This window comes from Catellatospora sp. NPDC049111, assembly GCF_040648615.1.
Lineage (GTDB): Bacteria > Actinomycetota > Actinomycetes > Mycobacteriales > Micromonosporaceae > Catellatospora > Catellatospora aurea.
This window is the reverse complement of the sequence record NZ_JBEZEB010000049.1, coordinates 1-17,900: the sequence shown is the minus strand read 5'-3', so window position 1 is coordinate 17,900 and position 17,900 is coordinate 1. Positions and strand designations below refer to the sequence as shown.

16 protein-coding genes are annotated in these 17,900 nt (G+C 72.0%); 7 read left to right on the top strand and 9 right to left on the bottom strand.

The window, feature by feature from the left end; genetic code table 11:
- The first annotated feature begins 1 nt into the window (after position 1).
- Entirely contained in the window at positions 2-1,756 is a 1,755-nt protein-coding gene (locus AB0B66_RS37760; protein WP_360539375.1) for a carbamoyltransferase C-terminal domain-containing protein, read from the top strand.
- Positions 1,756-2,970 (top strand): MFS transporter, encoded by a 1,215-nt coding sequence (locus AB0B66_RS37755; protein ID WP_360539373.1) that lies wholly within the window; start codon positions 1,756-1,758, stop codon positions 2,968-2,970. Before AB0B66_RS37760 ends, AB0B66_RS37755 begins: the two co-directional genes overlap by 1 nt.
- Before the next feature lie 23 nt (positions 2,971-2,993).
- Here AB0B66_RS37755 and AB0B66_RS37750 read toward each other — a convergent pair whose 3' ends face one another.
- The 6 genes from AB0B66_RS37750 to AB0B66_RS37725 are packed head-to-tail and all read right to left on the bottom strand — an operon-like array spanning position 2,994 to position 9,540.
- On the bottom strand, positions 2,994-4,001 hold the full coding sequence (locus AB0B66_RS37750) for a glycosyltransferase (protein WP_360539371.1): 1,008 nt from the start codon (positions 3,999-4,001) through the stop codon (positions 2,994-2,996).
- Complete coding sequence (locus AB0B66_RS37745; protein ID WP_360539369.1) at positions 3,995-5,395, bottom strand: cytochrome P450; 1,401 nt, start codon at positions 5,393-5,395, stop codon at positions 3,995-3,997. The genes AB0B66_RS37750 and AB0B66_RS37745 overlap by 7 nt, the downstream gene beginning before the upstream one ends.
- A complete protein-coding gene (locus AB0B66_RS37740) occupies positions 5,392-6,480 on the bottom strand; it encodes a hypothetical protein (RefSeq protein WP_360539367.1) in 1,089 nt (362 codons plus the stop codon). The genes AB0B66_RS37745 and AB0B66_RS37740 overlap by 4 nt, the downstream gene beginning before the upstream one ends.
- Positions 6,467-7,687: a glycosyltransferase gene (locus tag AB0B66_RS37735; protein ID WP_360539365.1), complete on the bottom strand. Its 1,221-nt coding sequence runs from the start codon at positions 7,685-7,687 to the stop codon at positions 6,467-6,469. The genes AB0B66_RS37740 and AB0B66_RS37735 overlap by 14 nt, the downstream gene beginning before the upstream one ends.
- The gene (locus AB0B66_RS37730) at positions 7,684-8,913 is read right to left on the bottom strand and encodes an MFS transporter (protein WP_360539363.1); all 1,230 of its coding nucleotides are present in this window, start codon (positions 8,911-8,913) and stop codon (positions 7,684-7,686) included. The genes AB0B66_RS37735 and AB0B66_RS37730 overlap by 4 nt, the downstream gene beginning before the upstream one ends.
- A gap of 3 nt (positions 8,914-8,916) precedes the next feature.
- Positions 8,917-9,540 (bottom strand): flavodoxin family protein, encoded by a 624-nt coding sequence (locus tag AB0B66_RS37725; RefSeq protein WP_360539471.1) that lies wholly within the window; start codon positions 9,538-9,540, stop codon positions 8,917-8,919.
- A 316-nt stretch (positions 9,541-9,856) separates the two neighbouring features.
- On the opposite strand from AB0B66_RS37725, the gene AB0B66_RS37720 reads away from it, so the two are divergent.
- On the top strand, positions 9,857-10,177 hold the full coding sequence (locus AB0B66_RS37720; RefSeq protein WP_360539362.1) for a hypothetical protein: 321 nt from the start codon (positions 9,857-9,859) through the stop codon (positions 10,175-10,177).
- Between the two features lie 123 nt (positions 10,178-10,300).
- Here AB0B66_RS37720 and AB0B66_RS37715 read toward each other — a convergent pair whose 3' ends face one another.
- The 3 genes from AB0B66_RS37715 to AB0B66_RS37705 form a co-directional block, all read right to left on the bottom strand.
- Positions 10,301-11,236: an NmrA family NAD(P)-binding protein gene (locus tag AB0B66_RS37715; protein WP_360539360.1), complete on the bottom strand. Its 936-nt coding sequence runs from the start codon at positions 11,234-11,236 to the stop codon at positions 10,301-10,303.
- 4 nt (positions 11,237-11,240) lie between these two features.
- The gene (locus AB0B66_RS37710) at positions 11,241-12,728 is read right to left on the bottom strand and encodes an NAD(P)/FAD-dependent oxidoreductase (RefSeq protein ID WP_360539358.1); all 1,488 of its coding nucleotides are present in this window, start codon (positions 12,726-12,728) and stop codon (positions 11,241-11,243) included.
- A 146-nt stretch (positions 12,729-12,874) separates the two neighbouring features.
- A complete protein-coding gene (locus AB0B66_RS37705; RefSeq protein WP_360539356.1) occupies positions 12,875-13,348 on the bottom strand; it encodes a VOC family protein in 474 nt (157 codons plus the stop codon).
- Positions 13,349-13,701: 353 nt separating this feature from the next.
- On the opposite strand from AB0B66_RS37705, the gene AB0B66_RS37700 reads away from it, so the two are divergent.
- The 4 genes from AB0B66_RS37700 (at position 13,702) to AB0B66_RS37685 (ending at position 17,488) form a co-directional block, all read left to right on the top strand.
- Positions 13,702-14,154: a MarR family winged helix-turn-helix transcriptional regulator gene (locus AB0B66_RS37700; protein ID WP_360539354.1), complete on the top strand. Its 453-nt coding sequence runs from the start codon at positions 13,702-13,704 to the stop codon at positions 14,152-14,154.
- 119 nt (positions 14,155-14,273) lie between these two features.
- Positions 14,274-15,587 (top strand): alpha/beta fold hydrolase, encoded by a 1,314-nt coding sequence (locus AB0B66_RS37695; RefSeq protein WP_360539352.1) that lies wholly within the window; start codon positions 14,274-14,276, stop codon positions 15,585-15,587.
- 95 nt (positions 15,588-15,682) lie between these two features.
- Positions 15,683-16,789, top strand: a complete 1,107-nt coding sequence (locus AB0B66_RS37690) for a PIN domain-containing protein (RefSeq protein ID WP_360539350.1) — start codon at positions 15,683-15,685, stop codon at positions 16,787-16,789.
- 9 nt (positions 16,790-16,798) lie between these two features.
- Complete coding sequence (locus tag AB0B66_RS37685) at positions 16,799-17,488, top strand: alpha/beta hydrolase (protein WP_360539348.1); 690 nt, start codon at positions 16,799-16,801, stop codon at positions 17,486-17,488.
- Positions 17,489-17,900 lie beyond the last annotated feature (412 nt).

The window sequence follows — 17,900 nt, the reverse complement described above, 5'->3', positions numbered from 1 at the left end:
CATGTCCCTCGTGCTGGGGTTGAACCTGAGCCACGACCGCTCCGCCTGCCTGGTCCGCGACGGCGAGATCGTCGTCGCGATCGAGGAGGAGCGCCTGGACCGGATCAAGCACTCGGAGGGCTTTCTCATCCAGGGCCACTTCGAACGCCTGACCAAGACGATCCCGATCAAGTCGGTGGCGTACTGCCTCGACGCCGCCGACGTGGGCATCGACGACCTGGACCTGGTGGTCGGCAACCGGCCGCTGGGCGACGGCGCGGTGTGGCGCATCCGGCGGGACCTGCCGATCCGTGACAAGTCGAAGATCCGGGAGCTGCCGCTGCCCGGCCACCACCTCGGTCACGCCTCGGTGGCGTTCTACCCGTCCGGGTTCGAGCAGGCCGCGGTGCTCGTCGTCGACCAGGCCGGCGCGCGCTGGCCGGGCACCGGCCGGATCGAGAAGCACACCCTGTTCCGGGGTGAGGGCAGCGCGCTGACCAGGGTCGCGGCGGTGGACTACCCGTCGGACTACTCGGACATGAGCCTGGGGCTGTTCTACGACTTCTTCACCGTCAAGCTCGGTTTCGTCACCCGCTACGGCACCCCCGACTGGGGCGTGTTCGGCTGCGGCGGCTACCCGGAGGCGGGCAAGACGATGGGCCTGGCCCCGTACGGGCGGCCGCGGCCGGACTGGGGCAACTGGCTGACGTTCGACGGGTTCGACATCACGGTGTCACAGCAGTCGCTGGAGGACGTCTGGCAGCGGCTGCTGGCCGAAGAGGGCGGCGAGTTCTCCGCCGCCGACCCGCTGCGCTGGCAGACCCAGTTCGCCAAGGACGTGGCCCGCAAGATCCAGGACGAGCTGGAGACGGCGATGCTGCACCTGGCCAACCACGCCCGGGAGGTCACCGGGCTCGACCGGCTGTGCCTGGCCGGTGGGGTGCTGCTGAACTCGGTGGCCAACGAGCGGGTGCGGGCCGAGTCCGGGTTCACCGACGTGTTCATCCCCGCCCCGGCGGGCGACTCCGGCGTGGCGATCGGCGCGGCCCTGTACGGCAGCATCGAGCTGCTGGGTCAGGCCCGGCCCGCGCCGATGCGGCACGCGTCGTTCGGCCGTGCGTACACCCGCGCCGAGGTGCTGGAGGCGCTGGCCACCGTCACCGGCTACACCGGCGTCGAGCTGGCCTGCCGCGACGCGGGCCCGCGCGACGTCGCCGAGCTGCTGGCCGGGCACCAGGTCGTCGGCTGGTTCAACGGCGGCTCGGAGATGGGGCCGCGGGCGCTGGGCCACCGCAGCATGCTCGCCGACCCGCGCCACCCCGAGATGCGCGACTACCTCAACAACGTGGTCAAGCACCGGGAGCCGTTCCGCCCGTACGCCCCGTCGGCGGTGGCCGAGGAGGCGGGCAAATGGTTCGACTTCTCCGGGGAGAGCCCGTTCATGCTGCTCGTGCCGAAGGTGGCCGGACACGCGCAACAGTCCCTGCCCGCCGTCACGCACGTCGACGGCACCGCGCGGCTGCAGACCGTCTCCGCCGAGGCCAATCCCGTCTACCACCAGGTCATCGCCGAGTTCGGAGCGCTGACCGGGGTGCCGATCGTGCTCAACACGTCGTTCAACGACGCCGGTGAGCCGATCGTGGAGACGCCGCTGCACGCGCTGTGCACCTTCGTGCGCACCGAGATGGACCACCTGTACCTGGACGGGCTGCTCGTGTCCAAGGTCGGCCGGGAACTGCCCGCCGCGCACCCGGCTCGCTCGCCACTGGCCCGCTGATGGCGGCACCGTACGCCCGGATCAGCAGCGGCTTCCTCGTCAGCCAGGTGTTTTTCGGCCTGGCGACGAGCCTGTTCGACATGTACTACGCGCTGCACCTGCAGCAGGTGGGGATCGGTCCGGCCGGGGTCGGGCAGATCTTCTCCGTCGGCTTCATCGTGATGGCCGTGGTCGTGCTGCCGCTGAGCGCGGTCACCGACCGGTTCGGGCTGGAGCCGTCGATGGTGGTCAGCAGCTTCGGCTTCGGCCTGACCATGCTGGTCATGCCGCTGTTCGACCGGTTCGCCGCCCAGTTGCTGCTGTTCGCCGTCAACAGCGTGGCGGCGGCGATGATGCTGGTCAGCGTCAACGCGGTGGTGGGCGCGTCGGTGCCCGACGAGCAGCGGCGGCTGAGCCTGTTCCGGCACGGGTTCGTGGCGTTCCTGGCCGCGTCGGCGGCGGGCAACCTGCTCGGCGTCGGGCTGGCCGCGCTCGGCGGGTCCGGTGACTACCGGTCCGAGCTGCTGCTGTCCGGGGCGCTCGCGCTGCTTATCGGCGTCGCGCGGGCGATGATGTGGCAGCGCGGCGCGGTGCGGTCCGCCCCGGCGGGCGGCACCCTGTCGGCGCTGCGCGACGCGGTGCGCGAGCACGGCGCCCGGCTCGGCGAGTTGCTGCTGCTCGCCGGGCTGGTCGGCGGGGCCGGGGTGCTGGCGATCCGGTTCGTGCCGCTGCTGGTGGTCAACCACCTGGGCCTGGACGAGCAGTGGCTGGGCTGGGTGCTGGTCGCCGACCGGGTCGCCAGCGTCGTCGGCATCTTCGTGCTGTTCCCGCTGATGCGCCGGGGCGGGGTGTTCCGCGTCGCGGGCTGGGGCATGTGCGCGGCGCTGCTGTTCCAGGGCCTGGGCGCGGCGGCGACCGGCGCGGCGCTGTTCCTGCTCTGGTACCTGCTGCGCCAGGGCAGCCACTACGCGCAGATGCCGGTGCTCGACCACACCGCGAACCTGCTCGCCCCGACCGGGGTCCGTGCGTTCGTCAACGGCGTGCAGCGCATGGGCATCTTCGTCGGCAGCGCCGTCGCGTCCCTGGCCTACGGCACGCTGATGGACCAGGGGGCGTACCGGACGGCGATCGTGCTGTCCGGGGTGCTGTCGTTCCTGGCCGGTCTGCTGTATCTGCGCCGCGCACGGGCGCAGCGCCGGGTCCCGGTCGCGGTGGGGGAGCCGGTGGCGCGATGACCGCGGGTACGCCGGCCACGTGGTCAGCGGTCGGCGTACAGGGCCTCCAGCTCGCGGCGCAGCAGCGGCGGGCTCTGCTCGACGAGCTTGAGCAGCCGGTCGGCTTCGGCCAGCGTCATCGCGTGCTCCCAGCGCCTGCGGAACAGGAACGCGTCGAGGGCCTGGTGCCTGCGGCAGAAGTGGTCCAGGTTGCGCATCAGCTGGGCGCGCATGACGCGCAACGCGACCGCCGGGTTCGGGTCAGCCAGCGGGTGCACCTGGTGGTAGTTGATCGCCGTGGTGCTCACCGAGAACGCGACCCCCGCCCGGTGCAGGCGGTAGCTCAGGTCGGTGTCCTCCAGCCCCCACCCGGTGAAGGACTCGTCGAAGCCGCCCACCTCCTTGACCGCGGCCCGGCGTACCGACAGGTTCGCGGTCGTGGCCAGGGCCCAGCCGAACCGGAAGTCGGCCAGCTCGGGGCCGTAGGCCTCGACGATCGCGTGGTAGTTGTCGGGCTCGTCGCCCAGGCCGGTGCGGGCGAACGCACCGGCCGGGTCGGCGGCCAGCTCGCCCGGCGCAAGGAAGTGGATCGGCTCGGCCAGCCGCTCGACGCCGCCGACCCGGGCGACCAGCGTCAGCAGGTCCTGCTCGCCGAGCGGCAGGAGGCCGGGCCGCCACCAGGTCAGCGCCCGGCGCTTCCAGCCGATGGTGCCCTCGCGGCCCTGCCGTGCCGCCGCGACGTGCTCGGCGACGAACTCCGGCGCGGCCATCCGGTCGTCGTCCAGGAAGACGATCAGCTCGCCGTCGGCGTGGGCCAGGGCGGTGTTGCGGGCGGCGGCCCGGCCCCGGTTCTCCTGGCTGACCAGCCGGATGTCGAGCCGGTCGAGGAACGGCGCGACGACGTCCTCGACGCCGCCGGCGGTGCCGTCGTCGCAGAGCACCACCTCGAATCCGGGGTGGGTCTGCGCGAGCAGCGACTCCAGGGTGAGCGCCAGGTACTCGCGCTTGTCGCAGGTCGCCATCACCAGGCTGACCGGGAGCCGTTCTACCATCCGAGCCGCCACCCCTCGTCGCCGTACATGTCCACCATCTCGTTCAGGTCGCCCTCGACCCGCGGCAGGCGCGACGGCACCGCGGACCGGAGGTGCGCGATCACCGGCACCGGACCCTTCGGCGACATCAGCAGCCCGACCTCGCGGGAGATCGGGTTGCCGGGCACGGGGACCAGCACGTAGCGGCTGAGGATCGCGCCCAGCACGGTCTTCATCTCCAGGTCGGCGAAGGCCGCGCCGATGCACACGTGCGGCCCGGCGCCGTAGGGCAGATACTCGTACCGCGTCGGGCTCGCCGCCTCCCAGCGCTCGGGCTGGAACCGCAGCGGCTCCGGGAACCGGGCGGGGTCGCGGTGGGTGACGTACTTGCTGGTCACGACCTGGCACCAGGCGGGGATCTCGTGCTCGCCGAGCATCGTCGGCGCGACCGTGATCCTGGCCGTGTTCGGGCCGGGCGGCAGCAGCCGCAGCGTCTCCTTGAGGACGCGGTCGAGCACCGTGGACGCGGCGTGCTGCTCGGGCGTGCGCCCGGCGGTGTCGTCGAGCGCCTCGTCGAGGTCGGGGCGGTGCTGCGAGAGCAGGATCAGCGCCCAGGACAGCGTGCTGGACGACGTCTCGTGCCCGGCGACCAGCAGCGTGGTGAGCTGCCCGACGAGCTGGTCGTCGGACAGGCCCCGGCCGTGCTCGTCGCGGTCGGCCAGCAGCGACTGCAGCAGGTCGGGCTGCTCACCGCCGGACCGCCGGGCGTCCACGATGGCGGCCAGCGCGTCGTCCAGCCGCCGGATGACCGACAGCAGCCGCCGGTACGGCGTGCCCGGCAGGTCGAACGGGAAGTAGCGGATCGACGTGGCGAAATAGCGCAGGGCCAGCATCTGCTGCACCAGGCGGCCGATCGAGTCGGCGTCGCGGGCGATGTCGACGCCGAAGAAGCACTGGCAGGCGATCCGCAGCGTGAGCCGGCGCATGCTCGCGGTCAGGTCGAACGCCTGCCCCGGGACCCAGGAGTCGACCTCCTCCGCGGCGAGCCGGGCGATGACCTCGGCGTGGCGGCCCATCGCCTGCGGCCGGAACGACGGGGTCACGGTGTGCCGGGCCGCGCGGTGGTCGGGGCCGTTCATGTTGAGCAGCCCGATGCCCCGGCGGGCCCGCCGGATCCGGGCCGGGATCGCGTACTCCAGCACCGTGTGGAACACGTCGCCGCCGGTCAGCACCGTGCGGTTGTGCTCGGCTCCGAAGGCGAACACCTGCCGGCGGTCACCGTGCACCAGGCCGCTGACCGGGCCGAACTCGTGGTGCAGGCGCGCGGTGTAGGCGACCGGGTCGGCGGCGTAGGCGTGGGCGTTGCCGCGCCGGCCCGTCCAGCGCCGCGGCGGCGGGCCCGGCACCGGGCTCATGCGGCGTACCAGGCGGCATACGGCCGGTCGAGGCCCGCCTGCCCGCCGTGCCGGAACGCCGTCGCGGCGAAGCGCCCGGCCGGACCCCGCAGGGCCGACACGGTCGTCATCGGCAGGTAGCGGCGGAACAGCCCGGGGAACGCGGTCGCGAACGCCCGCTCGGCCAGCGGTCCGGGCTCGGCGCGCACCGGGTCCGGCATGACCAGCCCGAGCATGAAGCAGGTCGTCCAGTACTCGAACAGGGTCAGCTCGCTGACCGCACCGGTCAGCGCCGGCTCGGCGGCGAGGTCGGCGTAGAAGCGCCCGGACAGGTCGGCCTTGCGTAACCCGTCGGGCAGCCTGGTGTCGGCGAACTCGCCGAGCCAGGCCAGCTCGTCCTCGTCGCCGCAGTAGAACCACTCGGCGTGCACCCGCATCCAGGACGCCCACGGCACCCAGGTCAGGCCGTCGCCCGCCACCGGGGTGTCGAAGTCGACAGGCGCGCCGCCGTCGGCGGGGCAGGTGGCGTGCCGCAGTCCCTGGAAGCCGTTGCCGGTCAGGCTGAGATGGTCGTCGTGCTCCACCAGGTGCGGCACGGTGACCAGGGTGCGCCGCCCGGTGGCGCGCAGGTGCGCCGACAGGGCGAGGTCGTCCGCGCCGGCCGGGTCGGTGACGCTCGCGGCGAAGTCGAGCGCCGCCTGCCGGGGCAGCACCAGGCCCTGGGACGGGGTGTACACGTCGACGGCCCGCGCCCACGACCAGCCCTGCCAGGCGGCGGCGCGGACCAGGCCGGCGGTGCGCGAACCCCACTCGCAGAACAGGCTGACCGCGTCGTCGGGCCGGGCCCGCACCGCCCGGTGCAGCTGCTCGGCGAACCCGTCGCAGGGGATGACGTCGTCCTGCAGCACCAGGTGGTGGGTCGCGTCGTCGCCGGCCGCGGCCCAGGCCCGCACGGCGTTGCCGAGGTTGCCGCCGCCCGGCTCGCCCGTGTCGACGACCAGCGCGGGCGACAACTCGGCGAGTTCGTCCGCGAGCGCGCGGGCGCGATCGGCCCGGGCCGGATGCGTCATGATCACTGTCGACAGCCGGACGTCACTGTGCGGCATGGCCGCTCCTCGTGATGCGGTGCAGGGCGACGGCGCGCTCCACGTGCTCGATCATCGCCTGCGCGCCGTCGGCGGCCCGCAGCGTGTCCGCGAACACGGTGTGCGCCGTGCGGTCCGCCGGGGCCAGCATCGACCTGATCTTCTCGGCGACGGCCTCCACGGGATCGTCCGGCGCGACGACCACGCCGAGGCCCAGGGCGGTGACGCGGCCGGCGTTGCCGCGCTGCTCGGCCGAGTGCGGCACGAACACCAGCGGCGTGGCGGACAGCAGGCCTTCGATCATGGAGGTGTGGCCGCCGTGCACGACGGCCGCGGTCGCGCGGGCCATCAGGTCGACGGCGTCGTGCCGCAGCCCCGCGATGTCGACCTCGGCGTCTGCGGCCGCGGCCCGCACCCGCGCGGCGAGGGCTTCGCTGCCGTGGCCTTCGACGCCCAGCGTGACCGCCATGGGCACGCCGAGCCCGCGGGCGGCGGCGACCACCCGGAGCAGGTCCGCGTCTCCGGCCCCGCTGCCGCCGAGGGTGATGTTGAGCAGCGGCGCGCGCTCGCCTTGCAGCGGCACGTCGCACAGCTCGGGTGGGACCAGGGCTCCGATGTGGCGGATCTCGGCGACCAGGCTGGTGACCAGGCCCATCGTCTCGGCGGGCACGTCGGACAGCGGGTCGAGCAGCGCCAGGTCCGGCACCAGCATCGCGTCCCCGAGCACCTTGCCGGCGTGCGCGCCGGCGATGCCGAGCTGGTCGAGGGTGATCAACACCTCCGGTAGCACGGCGTGCATCGGATGGCGGAACAGCCGCAGGTTGTGGCAGGTGACGCTGGGCAGCCCGCGCATCGCGGCGGCCACCGACGCGGTGTTGCGCATGTCGCTGACCACGATGTCGGGCCCGAAGTCGTCGATCACTCGCAGCTCGTCGGCCAGGCAGGTCTCGACGTAGGCGGGGCTGGCCAGCCGGGTGCGGGCGAACGCGCGCAGCTCGGCGACGTCGTTCATGCCGCGCCAGGCGGGTGCGGGCCCGATCTCGTCGATGCCGATCCAGGGCAGCCCGGCCCGTTCGACGAGCGGGCGGACCTCCTCGTGGGCGGCGATGGCGACCTGGTGGCCGGCGAGCTGGAAGCGCTGCGCGGCCGTGCGCATCCGCGCGATGTGGCCGAGGCTGGAGCGGCTGAACGCCACGAACAGCACCCGCAGCGGGGTCCGGGTGGTCATCGGGCTGCTTCCTCCAGGGTGAGCGTGCGCGGGGTGCGCAGGGCGACGACCAGTCCGGCCAGGGCGCAGACGGCCAGCAGCGCGAGCGCCCGGCGCGGTCCGATGGCCTCGGTGAGCCAGCCGCAGAGCAGCGTGCCCAGCGGCACCGACCCCCAGGCGATCATCCGGCCGACCGCGTTGACCCGGCCCTGCAGGTGCAGCGGGGTGATCACCTGCCGCACCGAGATGCCCACGACCATGAAGCTGGTGTGCACGGTGTTCCAGCACAGCAGGGCGGCGAGCGCGACGGCCCAGTTCGGCGCGGCGGCGTACGCCAGCAGCAGGACGAGGTCCGCGCCGATCAGCCAGCGGGCGGCGGGAACCGGCGGTGCGGTCTTCAACCGCCGTGCCGCGAGCGCGCCGAGCAGCGCGCCGACCCCGCACGCGGTCATGATCCAGGCCATCCGGTAGTCGTCGGTGGGCAGGCCCAGCGCCCGGGAGGCGAAGACCACGAGCATCCCGTACACCGCGCCGGCGCTGATCCCTACGCCGACGTTGACGATCGTGTACGCGCGCAGCAGCGGCTGCCCGCCGATGAACCGCAGGCCCGCCCAGATCGCGCCGCGCTCCCGCGCCCGGCCGGGCTCGGGCGCGGCGGCGTCCGGCAGCCGCAGCAGCGCGATCAGCACCGCCGACACCAGGTAGAACCCGGCCAGCACGGCGAACGTCGGGCCGAGCCGCAACGCGTCGAGCAGGAAGAAGCCGACCGGTGCGGCGACCGATGTGACGACCGTGCCGGCCATCCACAGGTAGCTGTTGGCGCGGAACACCCCGTCCTTGCCGACCACCGCCGGGATGGCCGCCGAACTGGCCACCTCGAACCAGACGTACACGGTCGCGGAGGCGAAGCCGACCAGGATCAGCGCCGCGGGGTGCGTGCCGACGGTGCCGGCCAGCAGCGGCACGCACAGCAGGACGGCGGCGTTGGCGGTCTCCATCCACACCATGACCCTGGTCGGCGAGGACCGGTCGACGGCCGCCCCGGCGAGCAGCCCGAACAGCAGGAACGGCAGCACGTTGACGGCCGAGGCCAGCGCCGCGACGAGCGCGGACCCGCTGGACCGGTAGACGTACAGCGGCAGCAGCACCCAAAGGATCGAGTACGCCACCGTGGAGGCGAACTTGCCGGCCACCAGCAGGCCGAGCCCGCTGCGGGCGGGGGAGTCCGCCTTGGCGATCGCGGTCACGGGTCAGGAGGTCCTTCCGACGCGCCGCTCGACCTCTTCGGGCCGCGGCAGCCTGGTCCCGGACGCGATCAGCGCGGTGCCTACGTCGATGATCCGGTCCACGGTGCTGCGCAGCGCGTCCATGCCCTCGGTGTCGGACAGGATGCCCTGCTCGCCGCCGGAGTGGATGGTCACCGGGAAGCCGCTGCCGACCAGGATGAAGCGGTTGAGCAGCAGGTTGTGCAGGAGCTGGGCGTGCACGTCGAGGTGGCCGTAGCGGCGGCCGACGACGATCGCCGCGCCGATGGTGTTGGTCAGCGGCCGGGTGAACCGAAGGTGGCCGACCCCGGCGCGCTCGATGAAGGTCTGCATGAGCGAGGACAGCCCGAAGCCGTGCACCGGGGCGGCGAAGACGACCGCGTCGGCTTCGATCATCGCGGCGACCACCTCGCCGACGCTGTCGTCGACCGGGCAGGGGTCGGGCCGGGAGTTGCAGGTTCCGCAGTCGCAGGCGAGCACCCGCTGCTCGGCCAGGTTGATGATCTCGGTCTGGCAGCCGCGCTGCTCGGCGTGGGCGGCGACCTCCTGCGCGGCCTGCCAGGTCGATCCCCTGCTGCGCTCGGATCCGTTGATCGCCAGAATCTTCATGCTCACCCGATCACTCGTGCGGGATGCCCAACGGCGTACGCATCGTCGCGTGATCGGGCGTCGTCCCCCCGGCCGCCGACCTGATTCGGTCCAATGAGGAGTCTAGTGGCCCCGTGGGAGCGTGATCGACGGTACGCATGTGCATGTCTCAAGGCGTGGACCCGGCCGTATAGCGGGCGTGGTCAGCCGGGCGCAACCGGGTCACCCGGCCGAGGACAGATCATTGACGTAACGGTCGGTGACCATTGCTTCACTGCCACGCTGACTGAGGCGGCGTCTCGCATCGGGCGGCGCATCGGGATGTCGGGGGTCGGACATGGGCGGTGTGTGGGTGGGAGTCGGCTGGTTCGGCCTGGCGCGGCGGCGTGTCCCGAATGCGGCGGTGATCTTCGCGGTGCGCCGGGACTGGCCGGACTGGCATACCCACGATTTCGTGGCGCCGCGCTCGACCGAGGCCGAGGCGGTGCGGGCCGCGCACAACGAGCTGGCGTACTGGCGGCGTGGCCCGGCCCGCCCGGCCGTGAGCATCGTGCGGATGAGCGTCAACGACTACCGCATCCACCGGGACCGCCGCGACTGCCGCGCCCCGGACTGCGCGGCGGCGACCTCACGCCGGGCCGGACAGGCCCGGTCGTGACGTCGCACCGGTGTTCAGTAGACCTGCGCGAAGCAGCCGACGGCGACGACCAGTGACAGCATCGCCATCGACAGCACCATGAGGGGTTTGGGAATACGCATCGTGCTTCTCCGTTCCGTGTGATCAGCCGGCATCGCTCGGCGTGTCTTCTGCTCCGCCGAGGTAGAAGTCCTTGCGGGCGGCCACGAACGACTCGATCGACTGCGCGGGCGAGCCGGTGACCCGTTCGACGTCGGCGGACGTGCGGTCGTAGCGGTTCTCGTGGTGCAGCCGGGCCATGGTGGCGATGTGCTGCTCGGTGTGCGGCGGCAGGCCCGCCTTGGCCAGCACCTCGGTGCGCCACCGGTCCAGCGGCAGGTCCACGTACGCGATCTCGCGGCCGAGCGCGCGGGAGAACTCCTGCGCCAGCTCCGTCATGTCGACGGTGCGCGGCCCGGTGAGCTCGTAGACGTGCCCGACGTGCGGGGCCGGGTCGCGCAGCACGGTCGCGGCGACCCGGGCGACGTCGTCGACGGCGATCGGCGAGGTGCGGCCGGTGCCGAACGGCAGCGCGATGGTGCCGTCCTTGCGGATCGTGGCCGCCGCCAGCGTCGTGAACAGCGGGTTGTCCAGGAACGAGGTCGGCCGCAGGTGCACCATCGGCAGCCCCGACCAGTCGAAGACCTGCTCGGCGAGCCAGTGCAGCCGCTGCTGGTGGGACTCCGCGGTGCTGGTCGCGGTCATCTGCGACACCGTCATCTGGGACATGTCGACCAGGGCCGACAGCTGCCCGTACTCCCGGGCCACGCTGGCCGTCACGGTTGCCGCCAGCAGGTGGTCGGTCGACACGGGCATCGCGAAGTACATCCGCCCGACGTCGCGCAGCGCGGCCGCCACGGTCTCCGGGCGGGTCAGGTCGCCGAGGACCACCTCCGCGCCGCGGGCGCGCAGCTTGTCGGCGTGCTCGCCGTCGCGGCGCACCATCGCCCGCACCGGCACGTCCTGCGCCCGGAGTTTGTCGAGGACGGTGCTGCCCACGCCTCCCGCGCCGGCGATGAGCACCAGGTCACTGGCTGCCATGGGTCTACTCCTTCGGTGAACTGTGCGTGGCCGGCTTGCGCCGGGGCTGGTGACGGTCGCGGTAGGTCTCCAGCAGGCGCAGCCAGACCTCGCTGATCGTCGGGAAGGCGGGGACCGCGTGCCAGAGCCGCTCCAGCGGGACCTCGCCGGTCACGGCGACGGTCGCCGAGTACAGCAGCTCCCCGACCCCCGGCCCGACGAAGGTGGCCCCGGCGACGATGCCGCGGTCCAGGTCGATCAGCAGGCGGGCCTGCCCCCGGTAGCCCTCGGCGAACTGGTGCGCGCCCGCGACACGGGCGATGTCGTAGTCCACGACCTCGATCCGGCGGCCGCTGTCGGCCGCGTCCCGGGTGGTCAGGCCGACCGAGGCGACCTCGGGGTCGGTGAACACGACCTGCGGCACTGCCGTGTGGTCCGCCGTCGACACGTGCGCACCCCAGCGGGTGTCGTCGACCGGCTCGCCGTTGGCGCGGGCGCCGATCGCGGCCCCGATCATCCGGGCCTGGTACTTGCCCTGGTGGGTCAGCAGCGCCCGGTGGTTGACGTCACCGGCGGCATAGAGCCAGCCGTCGGCGACGGCGGTGACCTGGCCGGTGTCGTCCACGGTCAGCCAGTCGCCGGGAGTCAGGCCGACGGTGTCCAGGCCGACGTCACCGGTCCGCGGGTCGCGTCCGGTGGCGTACAGGATCTCGTCGGCCGCCAGCTGCGTGCCGTCGGCCAGTGTCATCCGGGCTTCGCGGCCCTCCCGGTGCACCGTCGCCACCGTCGCGCCGAACCGGATGTCGACCCCTGCCTCGCGCAGCCCGTCGGCGACCAGCTCCCCGGCGAACGGCTCCATCTTCGACAGCAGCTCGCCGCGTACCAGCATGGTCACCTGGGAGCCGAGCGCCTGCCAGGCGGCGGCCATCTCGACGGCGACCACGCCGCCGCCGACGATGACGAGCCGGCCGGGCACCTCGCCTGCGCTGGTCGCCTCACGGCTGGTCCAGGGGCGGGCGAGGTCGAGACCCGGGGTATCGGGCAGGGCCGCGCTCGTGCCGGTGCAGACCGCCACGGCGTGCCGCGCGGTCAGCCGGACAGTCCCGCCGTCCGGGGTATGCACGGTGACCTGGCGCGGGCCGTCGAGCCGGCCGTGGCCGCGGATGAGGTCCACGTCGACCGAGTTCAGCCACCCGACCTGGTCCTCGTCGTGCCAGTGGTTTGCCAGGTCGTCGCGGTGGGCGAGCACCGCGGGCACGTCCAGCGGCCCGACGGCCTGGCGCAGCCCCGGCACCCGGCGGGCGTCGGCGCGCGCGATCACCGGCCGCAGCAGCGCCTTGCTGGGCTCGCAGGCCCAGAACGAGCATTCACCGCCGAGCAGCTCGCGCTCGATGATGACGGTGCTCAGCCCGGCCGCGCTGGTCCGGTCGGCCACGTTCTCGCCGACGGGGCCCGCGCCGATGACGATCACGTCGTAGGTCCGGGTCGCCTCGTGGGTCGCTGCTTCGCTCACTGCTTCTCCTGTGGTCGGATCGAATGCCGTCGTCTTCCGCTCTGTCGATCATCGCGGAGCGCGGCGGGCCGCTACGGGGCCGACGCGCCCAGCCGGGCCGCTGGGCGAGGTTCCACCCAGGGGCCCGGCGCCGGCGTCGTGCGGTGTCAGCGGCCGGGGGCGCGTTTCCTGACCTCCTGCAGCACCCAGCCGTTGCCGTCGGGGTCGCTGAAGGTGGCGAAGGAGCCGTAGTCGGCGCGCTCGGGGTGCCTGCCGATGACGCGTCCCTGACCGGGGCCGTCGTGGGTGATGTCCCCGCCCCCGTGGCCGTGGTACACCAGCGCGTTGGCGTCGTGGAACACCTCGCTCACGGCCACCCCGCGGCTGACCAGTTCGGCGCGGGCCTGCTCGATGTCGGGCACGATGAGGTAGAGGCCCTGGACGGAGCCGGGGGCGGCGGCGGTGAGTCCCGTGCCGAACATGATCGAGGCTTCGGACCCGGGCGGGGTCAGGTGGACCGCACGCCACTGCTCGTTGGCGGCCTTGTCCAGGTCCAGGCGGAAGCCGGCCGACTCGTAGAAGGCCTTGGCCCGATCCACGTCCGATACGGGCAGCACGATGAGTTCGAGCTTGAGATCCATGAGTATGTCCTTTTCTCCACCGGTCGATAAGTCGACCGGTCTACTATTTCTGGCCGCAGCGGCTTCAACCGCCGGTGGCCACCTGGTGTTCCCCTCTCGGGGAGGGGCACGCCCGTCGCCTGTCTCATCGTCCGCTGCCCGTCCGGGCTGTGACCACCAGATGCGCCTGCTGGTCATGACTCTGTAAGGGCTGGGGCGTGCGGTGGAACGATACGAGCATATGCTCCTATCGGTCGTCGGCAAGGCAGCCGAAGTGCTCGACGGCCCGGCCGGCAGGCGCGGCTACGTGCCGGTGCTCGCAGATGCGAGCATCTACTCGTATTCTTGGTGGGGTAGACGGGCAGGGGGAGACGGTGACCACAACCGGCGGCGACCCGACTGACGGGTGCAACAACCTGACGCTGCGCAAGGCGGCCAGATACCTCGGGGCGACCTACGACAAGGCGCTGGCGCCGTCCGGCCTGCGTGCGACGCAGTTCAGCATCCTGCAGAAGCTCAGCGCACACGGCGAGATGACGATCGGCGGCCTCGCCGACGCCATCGCCATGGACCGCACGACGATGGCGTCCAACCTCAAACCCCTCGCCCGGCAGGGCCTGGTCACCGTCGAGCAGTCGGCGAGCGACCGCCGCGCCCGGACCGTCACGCTCACGCCGGACGGTCTGTCCCGGATGACGGCGGCACTCCCGCTGTGGCAGGACGTGCAGGCCCGGTTCGAGGAGAGGTTCGGGCAGGACGAGGCGGCCCGGCTGCGGGCCTGCCTGGTGGGCGTGCTGGACACCGGTTTCGACCCCTGGGCCGAGTGACGGCCTGGTCGGCAACCGGACCGGCGGATGGCTGGCGATTCTGCCGACTCGGCCGGTGTCGCCGCCGCCATAGCATCGGACCTCCCTATATCCATTGATGAGAATGGAGTACGGATCCGATGCGTACCATTCTGCTGGCCGTCACCGCCGCGCTCGCGCTGACCGCCGTACCGGCCGCCGCGGGTTTCGCGGCCGCGCCGTCCGCCCACGCCGCCGCTGCCCCGCGTCCCATCGTGTTCCTGCACGGGGCGGCCGGGTCCGCGGCGCAGTTCGAGACCCAGGCCAAACGATTCGCGAGCAACGGCTACCCGGTCGAGGTCATCGACGGCATCGACTACGACTACTCGTTCGGCGCGGAGAGCAGCAGCGCCGTACTGAACCGCCTGGAACAGCGGATCGACCAGCTGCGCCGGCAGACCGGAGCGGACAAGGTCGACCTGGTCGCGCACTCGCTCGGCACGTTCCTGAGCCACAGCTTCCTGCGCACCCGGTCCCGGGCGGCGAAGGTCGCCCACTACGTCAACCTCGACGGCGCGACCGCGCTGAGCCGCCCCGGCGGCGTGCCGACCCTCGCCATCTGGGGCGAGGGCTCCACCAGCAGGCGCATCTGGGGCGCCACCAACGTGTACCAGAGCGACCAGTCCCATACCCAGACGGTCACCTCGACCCAGAGCTTCGTGCAGATGCACCGCTTCCTCACCGGCGCCGACCCGGCCACCACCGCGGTCGTCGCCGAGACCGGCCCGATCACCCTCACCGGCAAGACCGTGCTGTTCCCCTCGAACGCCGCCGCGACCGGGGCACGCGTCGACGTGTACGAGATCGACGCCGCCACCGGCCGCCGTCTGACCTCCCAGCCCTTCGCCCAGGTCACCATCGCCGCCGACGGCGGGTTCGGCCCCATCACCGCCGCGCCGCAGGCTCGCTACGAATTCGCGATCGTGCACAGTGCGGGCCACGTGCAACACCACTACTTCCAGCCGTTCCAGCGCACCGACCGGCTGCTGCGCCTGCTCACCAACCGGCCCGGCGAGGGCATCAGCAGCCGGGTGCCCGTCGACCCCCGGCACAGCGCGCTGTCGCTCACCCGGTACAAGGAATGGTGGGGCGACCAGGGCGCCGGCAGCGACCACCTCACCGTCGACGGCGTCGACATCCTCAACGCCGTCACCGCGCCGCGCGACAAGCGGGCCATCGGCCTGTTCGCCCACGACCAGCGCGTCGACCAGCGCACCGACCTGAGCGTCGCCATCCCCGACTTCGACGAGGTGTTCATCACCGCCGCCGACGTCTACATCCCCGCCGCCGCCGACGCCTCCGGCACGGTCACGGTGACCATCCAGTCCCGGGCGGGCGGCGGCACCCAGCGGTTCACCGTGCCGAACTGGCCGTCGCACACCGACCGCATCACCCTCAACGCCCTCGACCTCTGACGACCCCCGTCCCGGGGAGCGCCACGGCGCTCCCCGGACGCACGCGACGAAGCAAGACCTCGGTGGTACGCGCCGCAGGGCGTAGGCTGATCGGCGTGGATCAAGAGGATCGCATTGCCCTGTTCCTGGACTACGAGAATCTGGCGATCGGTGCCCGTGATCACCTCGGCGGGATGACCTTCGACCTGCGGCCCATCGCCGACGCGCTCGCCGAACGCGGGCGGGTCGTGGTGCGCCGGGCGTACGCCGACTGGTCGTACTTCGACGCCGACCGCAGGCTGCTGACCAGGTCGCACGTGGAGCTGATCGACATCCCGCAGCGCATGGGTGCCTCCCGCAAGAACGCCGCCGACATCAAGATGGCCGTCGACGCCCTGCAGCTGGCCTTCGAACGCGACTACATCTCCACGTTCGTGTTCGGCACCGGCGACAGCGACTTCACGCCACTGGTACACAAGCTGCGCGAACTCAACAAGCGTGTCATCGGCGTCGGCGTCGAGCAGTCGACCTCGGCACTGCTGCCACCCGCCTGCGACGAGTTCCTCTACTACGACCGGCTCGAAGGCGTCGAGATCAGGCCCGCGCGCACCCGGCCTGGCCGGACGCCCGCGCCGGCCAAGCCTCAGGAGACCGCACCGCAGCCGGTCGAGCAGGAGATCGAACTCCCGGTGGCCGCGGAGGAGTCCCCCCGTGACGTCGACACCCTCGCGGTGCTCGTCGCGCAGACCGTCGCCGGGCTCCAGGGCAGCTCCGGCGGTGCGGTGACCGCGTCCACGCTCAAACGCACCCTGCTGCGCAAGGACCCGACGTTCAACGAAGGCGACTACGGGTTCCGTACCTTCGGGGAGCTGCTGCGCTATCTCGCCGAACGCAACGTCGTCGAGCTGGGCGAGGGGCCCGCCAAGGGGGACCCGGAGGTCTCGTTGCCCGAGTCCGGCGGTCCGGAGGCGGAGTTCGGGCTGCTCGGCTCGGTCGTCGCCGACCTGAGCCGCAACGCGGGGCCGGTCGCGCTGTCCGGTCTGAAGAACCACCTGCGCCGGGCGAAGCCGGACTTCAGCGAGAAGAAGCTCGGGTATCGGAGCTTCCTGCAGTTCTGCAAGGCGGCGGCGACCGCCGGGGTCGTCGACCTCCGCTGGGACCCCGAGGCCGACGACTACCTGCTCACCACCGTGCCGTCGAGATCTGTCGGTGCTCCTGCATAACGTGGGGATATGACGACCTTCGTGCTCATTCCCGGCGGGGGCGGCGACGCCTGGTACTGGCACCTCGTCGAGGCCGAACTGACTCGGCGCGGCCACGACGTCGTCAACGTGGACCTGCCCGCCGACGACGAGGACGCCGGCTTGCGCGAGTACGCGGAGGTGGTCGGCGCGGCGGTGGGGGAGCGAGTCGCGCCGGTGCTGGTCGCGCTGTCCATGGGCGGGTTCACCGCCGGGATGGTGGCTGCCCGGCGCCCGGTGTCCGCGATCGTCTTCGTCAACGCGATGATCCCGCTGCCCGGGGAGCAGCTCGGGATCTGGGGAGAGGTCACCGGCCAGTCCGCGGCCCAGCGTGAACAGGCCGTCCGGGAGGGCAGGGATCCCGATGCCGCGTTCGATCAGCGCGCCGACTTCTTTCACGACGTTCCCGACGACCTCACCGAGTACGCCCTCAGCCACGATCGGGACCAGTCGGAGCGGGTGTTCGGCGATCGGTGTGAGTTCGAGGCGTGGCCGCCGGTGCCGATCCGCGTGCTCGCGGGGCGCGACGACCGTCTGTTCCCGGCAGAGTTCCAGCAGCGGGTCGCCCGTGATCGGCTCGGGGTGGCGGCGGAACTGGTGCCGGGTGGCCACCTGGCGACGCTCAGTCACCCGATAGAGCTCGCCGACCGCATCGAACGGTGCGGATCGTCGTCCTCGTAAGCATCATTGAGCTGCATATCTGCTGTTCAGAGCGATGGCGGACACGCCGTTCGAAGCGAATGGGATTCGGGGATCGGTAGGCGGTGATGATGTGACGGGGGACAACCGACCCCGATTTGCATCCCGGCTGACGGGCCGCGTAATGTTCTCTCTGCCAGCGAGGAACGGACAAAAACACCGGGGCTGAAGAGCTCGGGTGGAGGCCGGATCGCTTGGCCGCCCGGAGTGGGGCGGACCCCGGTTAGGGGGCCGCGAAACCGGTCCGGTACTGTGAACGACACAGCCCCGCAGTGCTTCCCGAGTGATCGGGTGGTGTTCGGTGTGTGCTTGTTCTTTGAGAACTCAACAGGGTGCTATTTAAGCCAAGTGCCAATTATTGATCATCCTCTGGATGGTTCCTTTGGTGATGGAC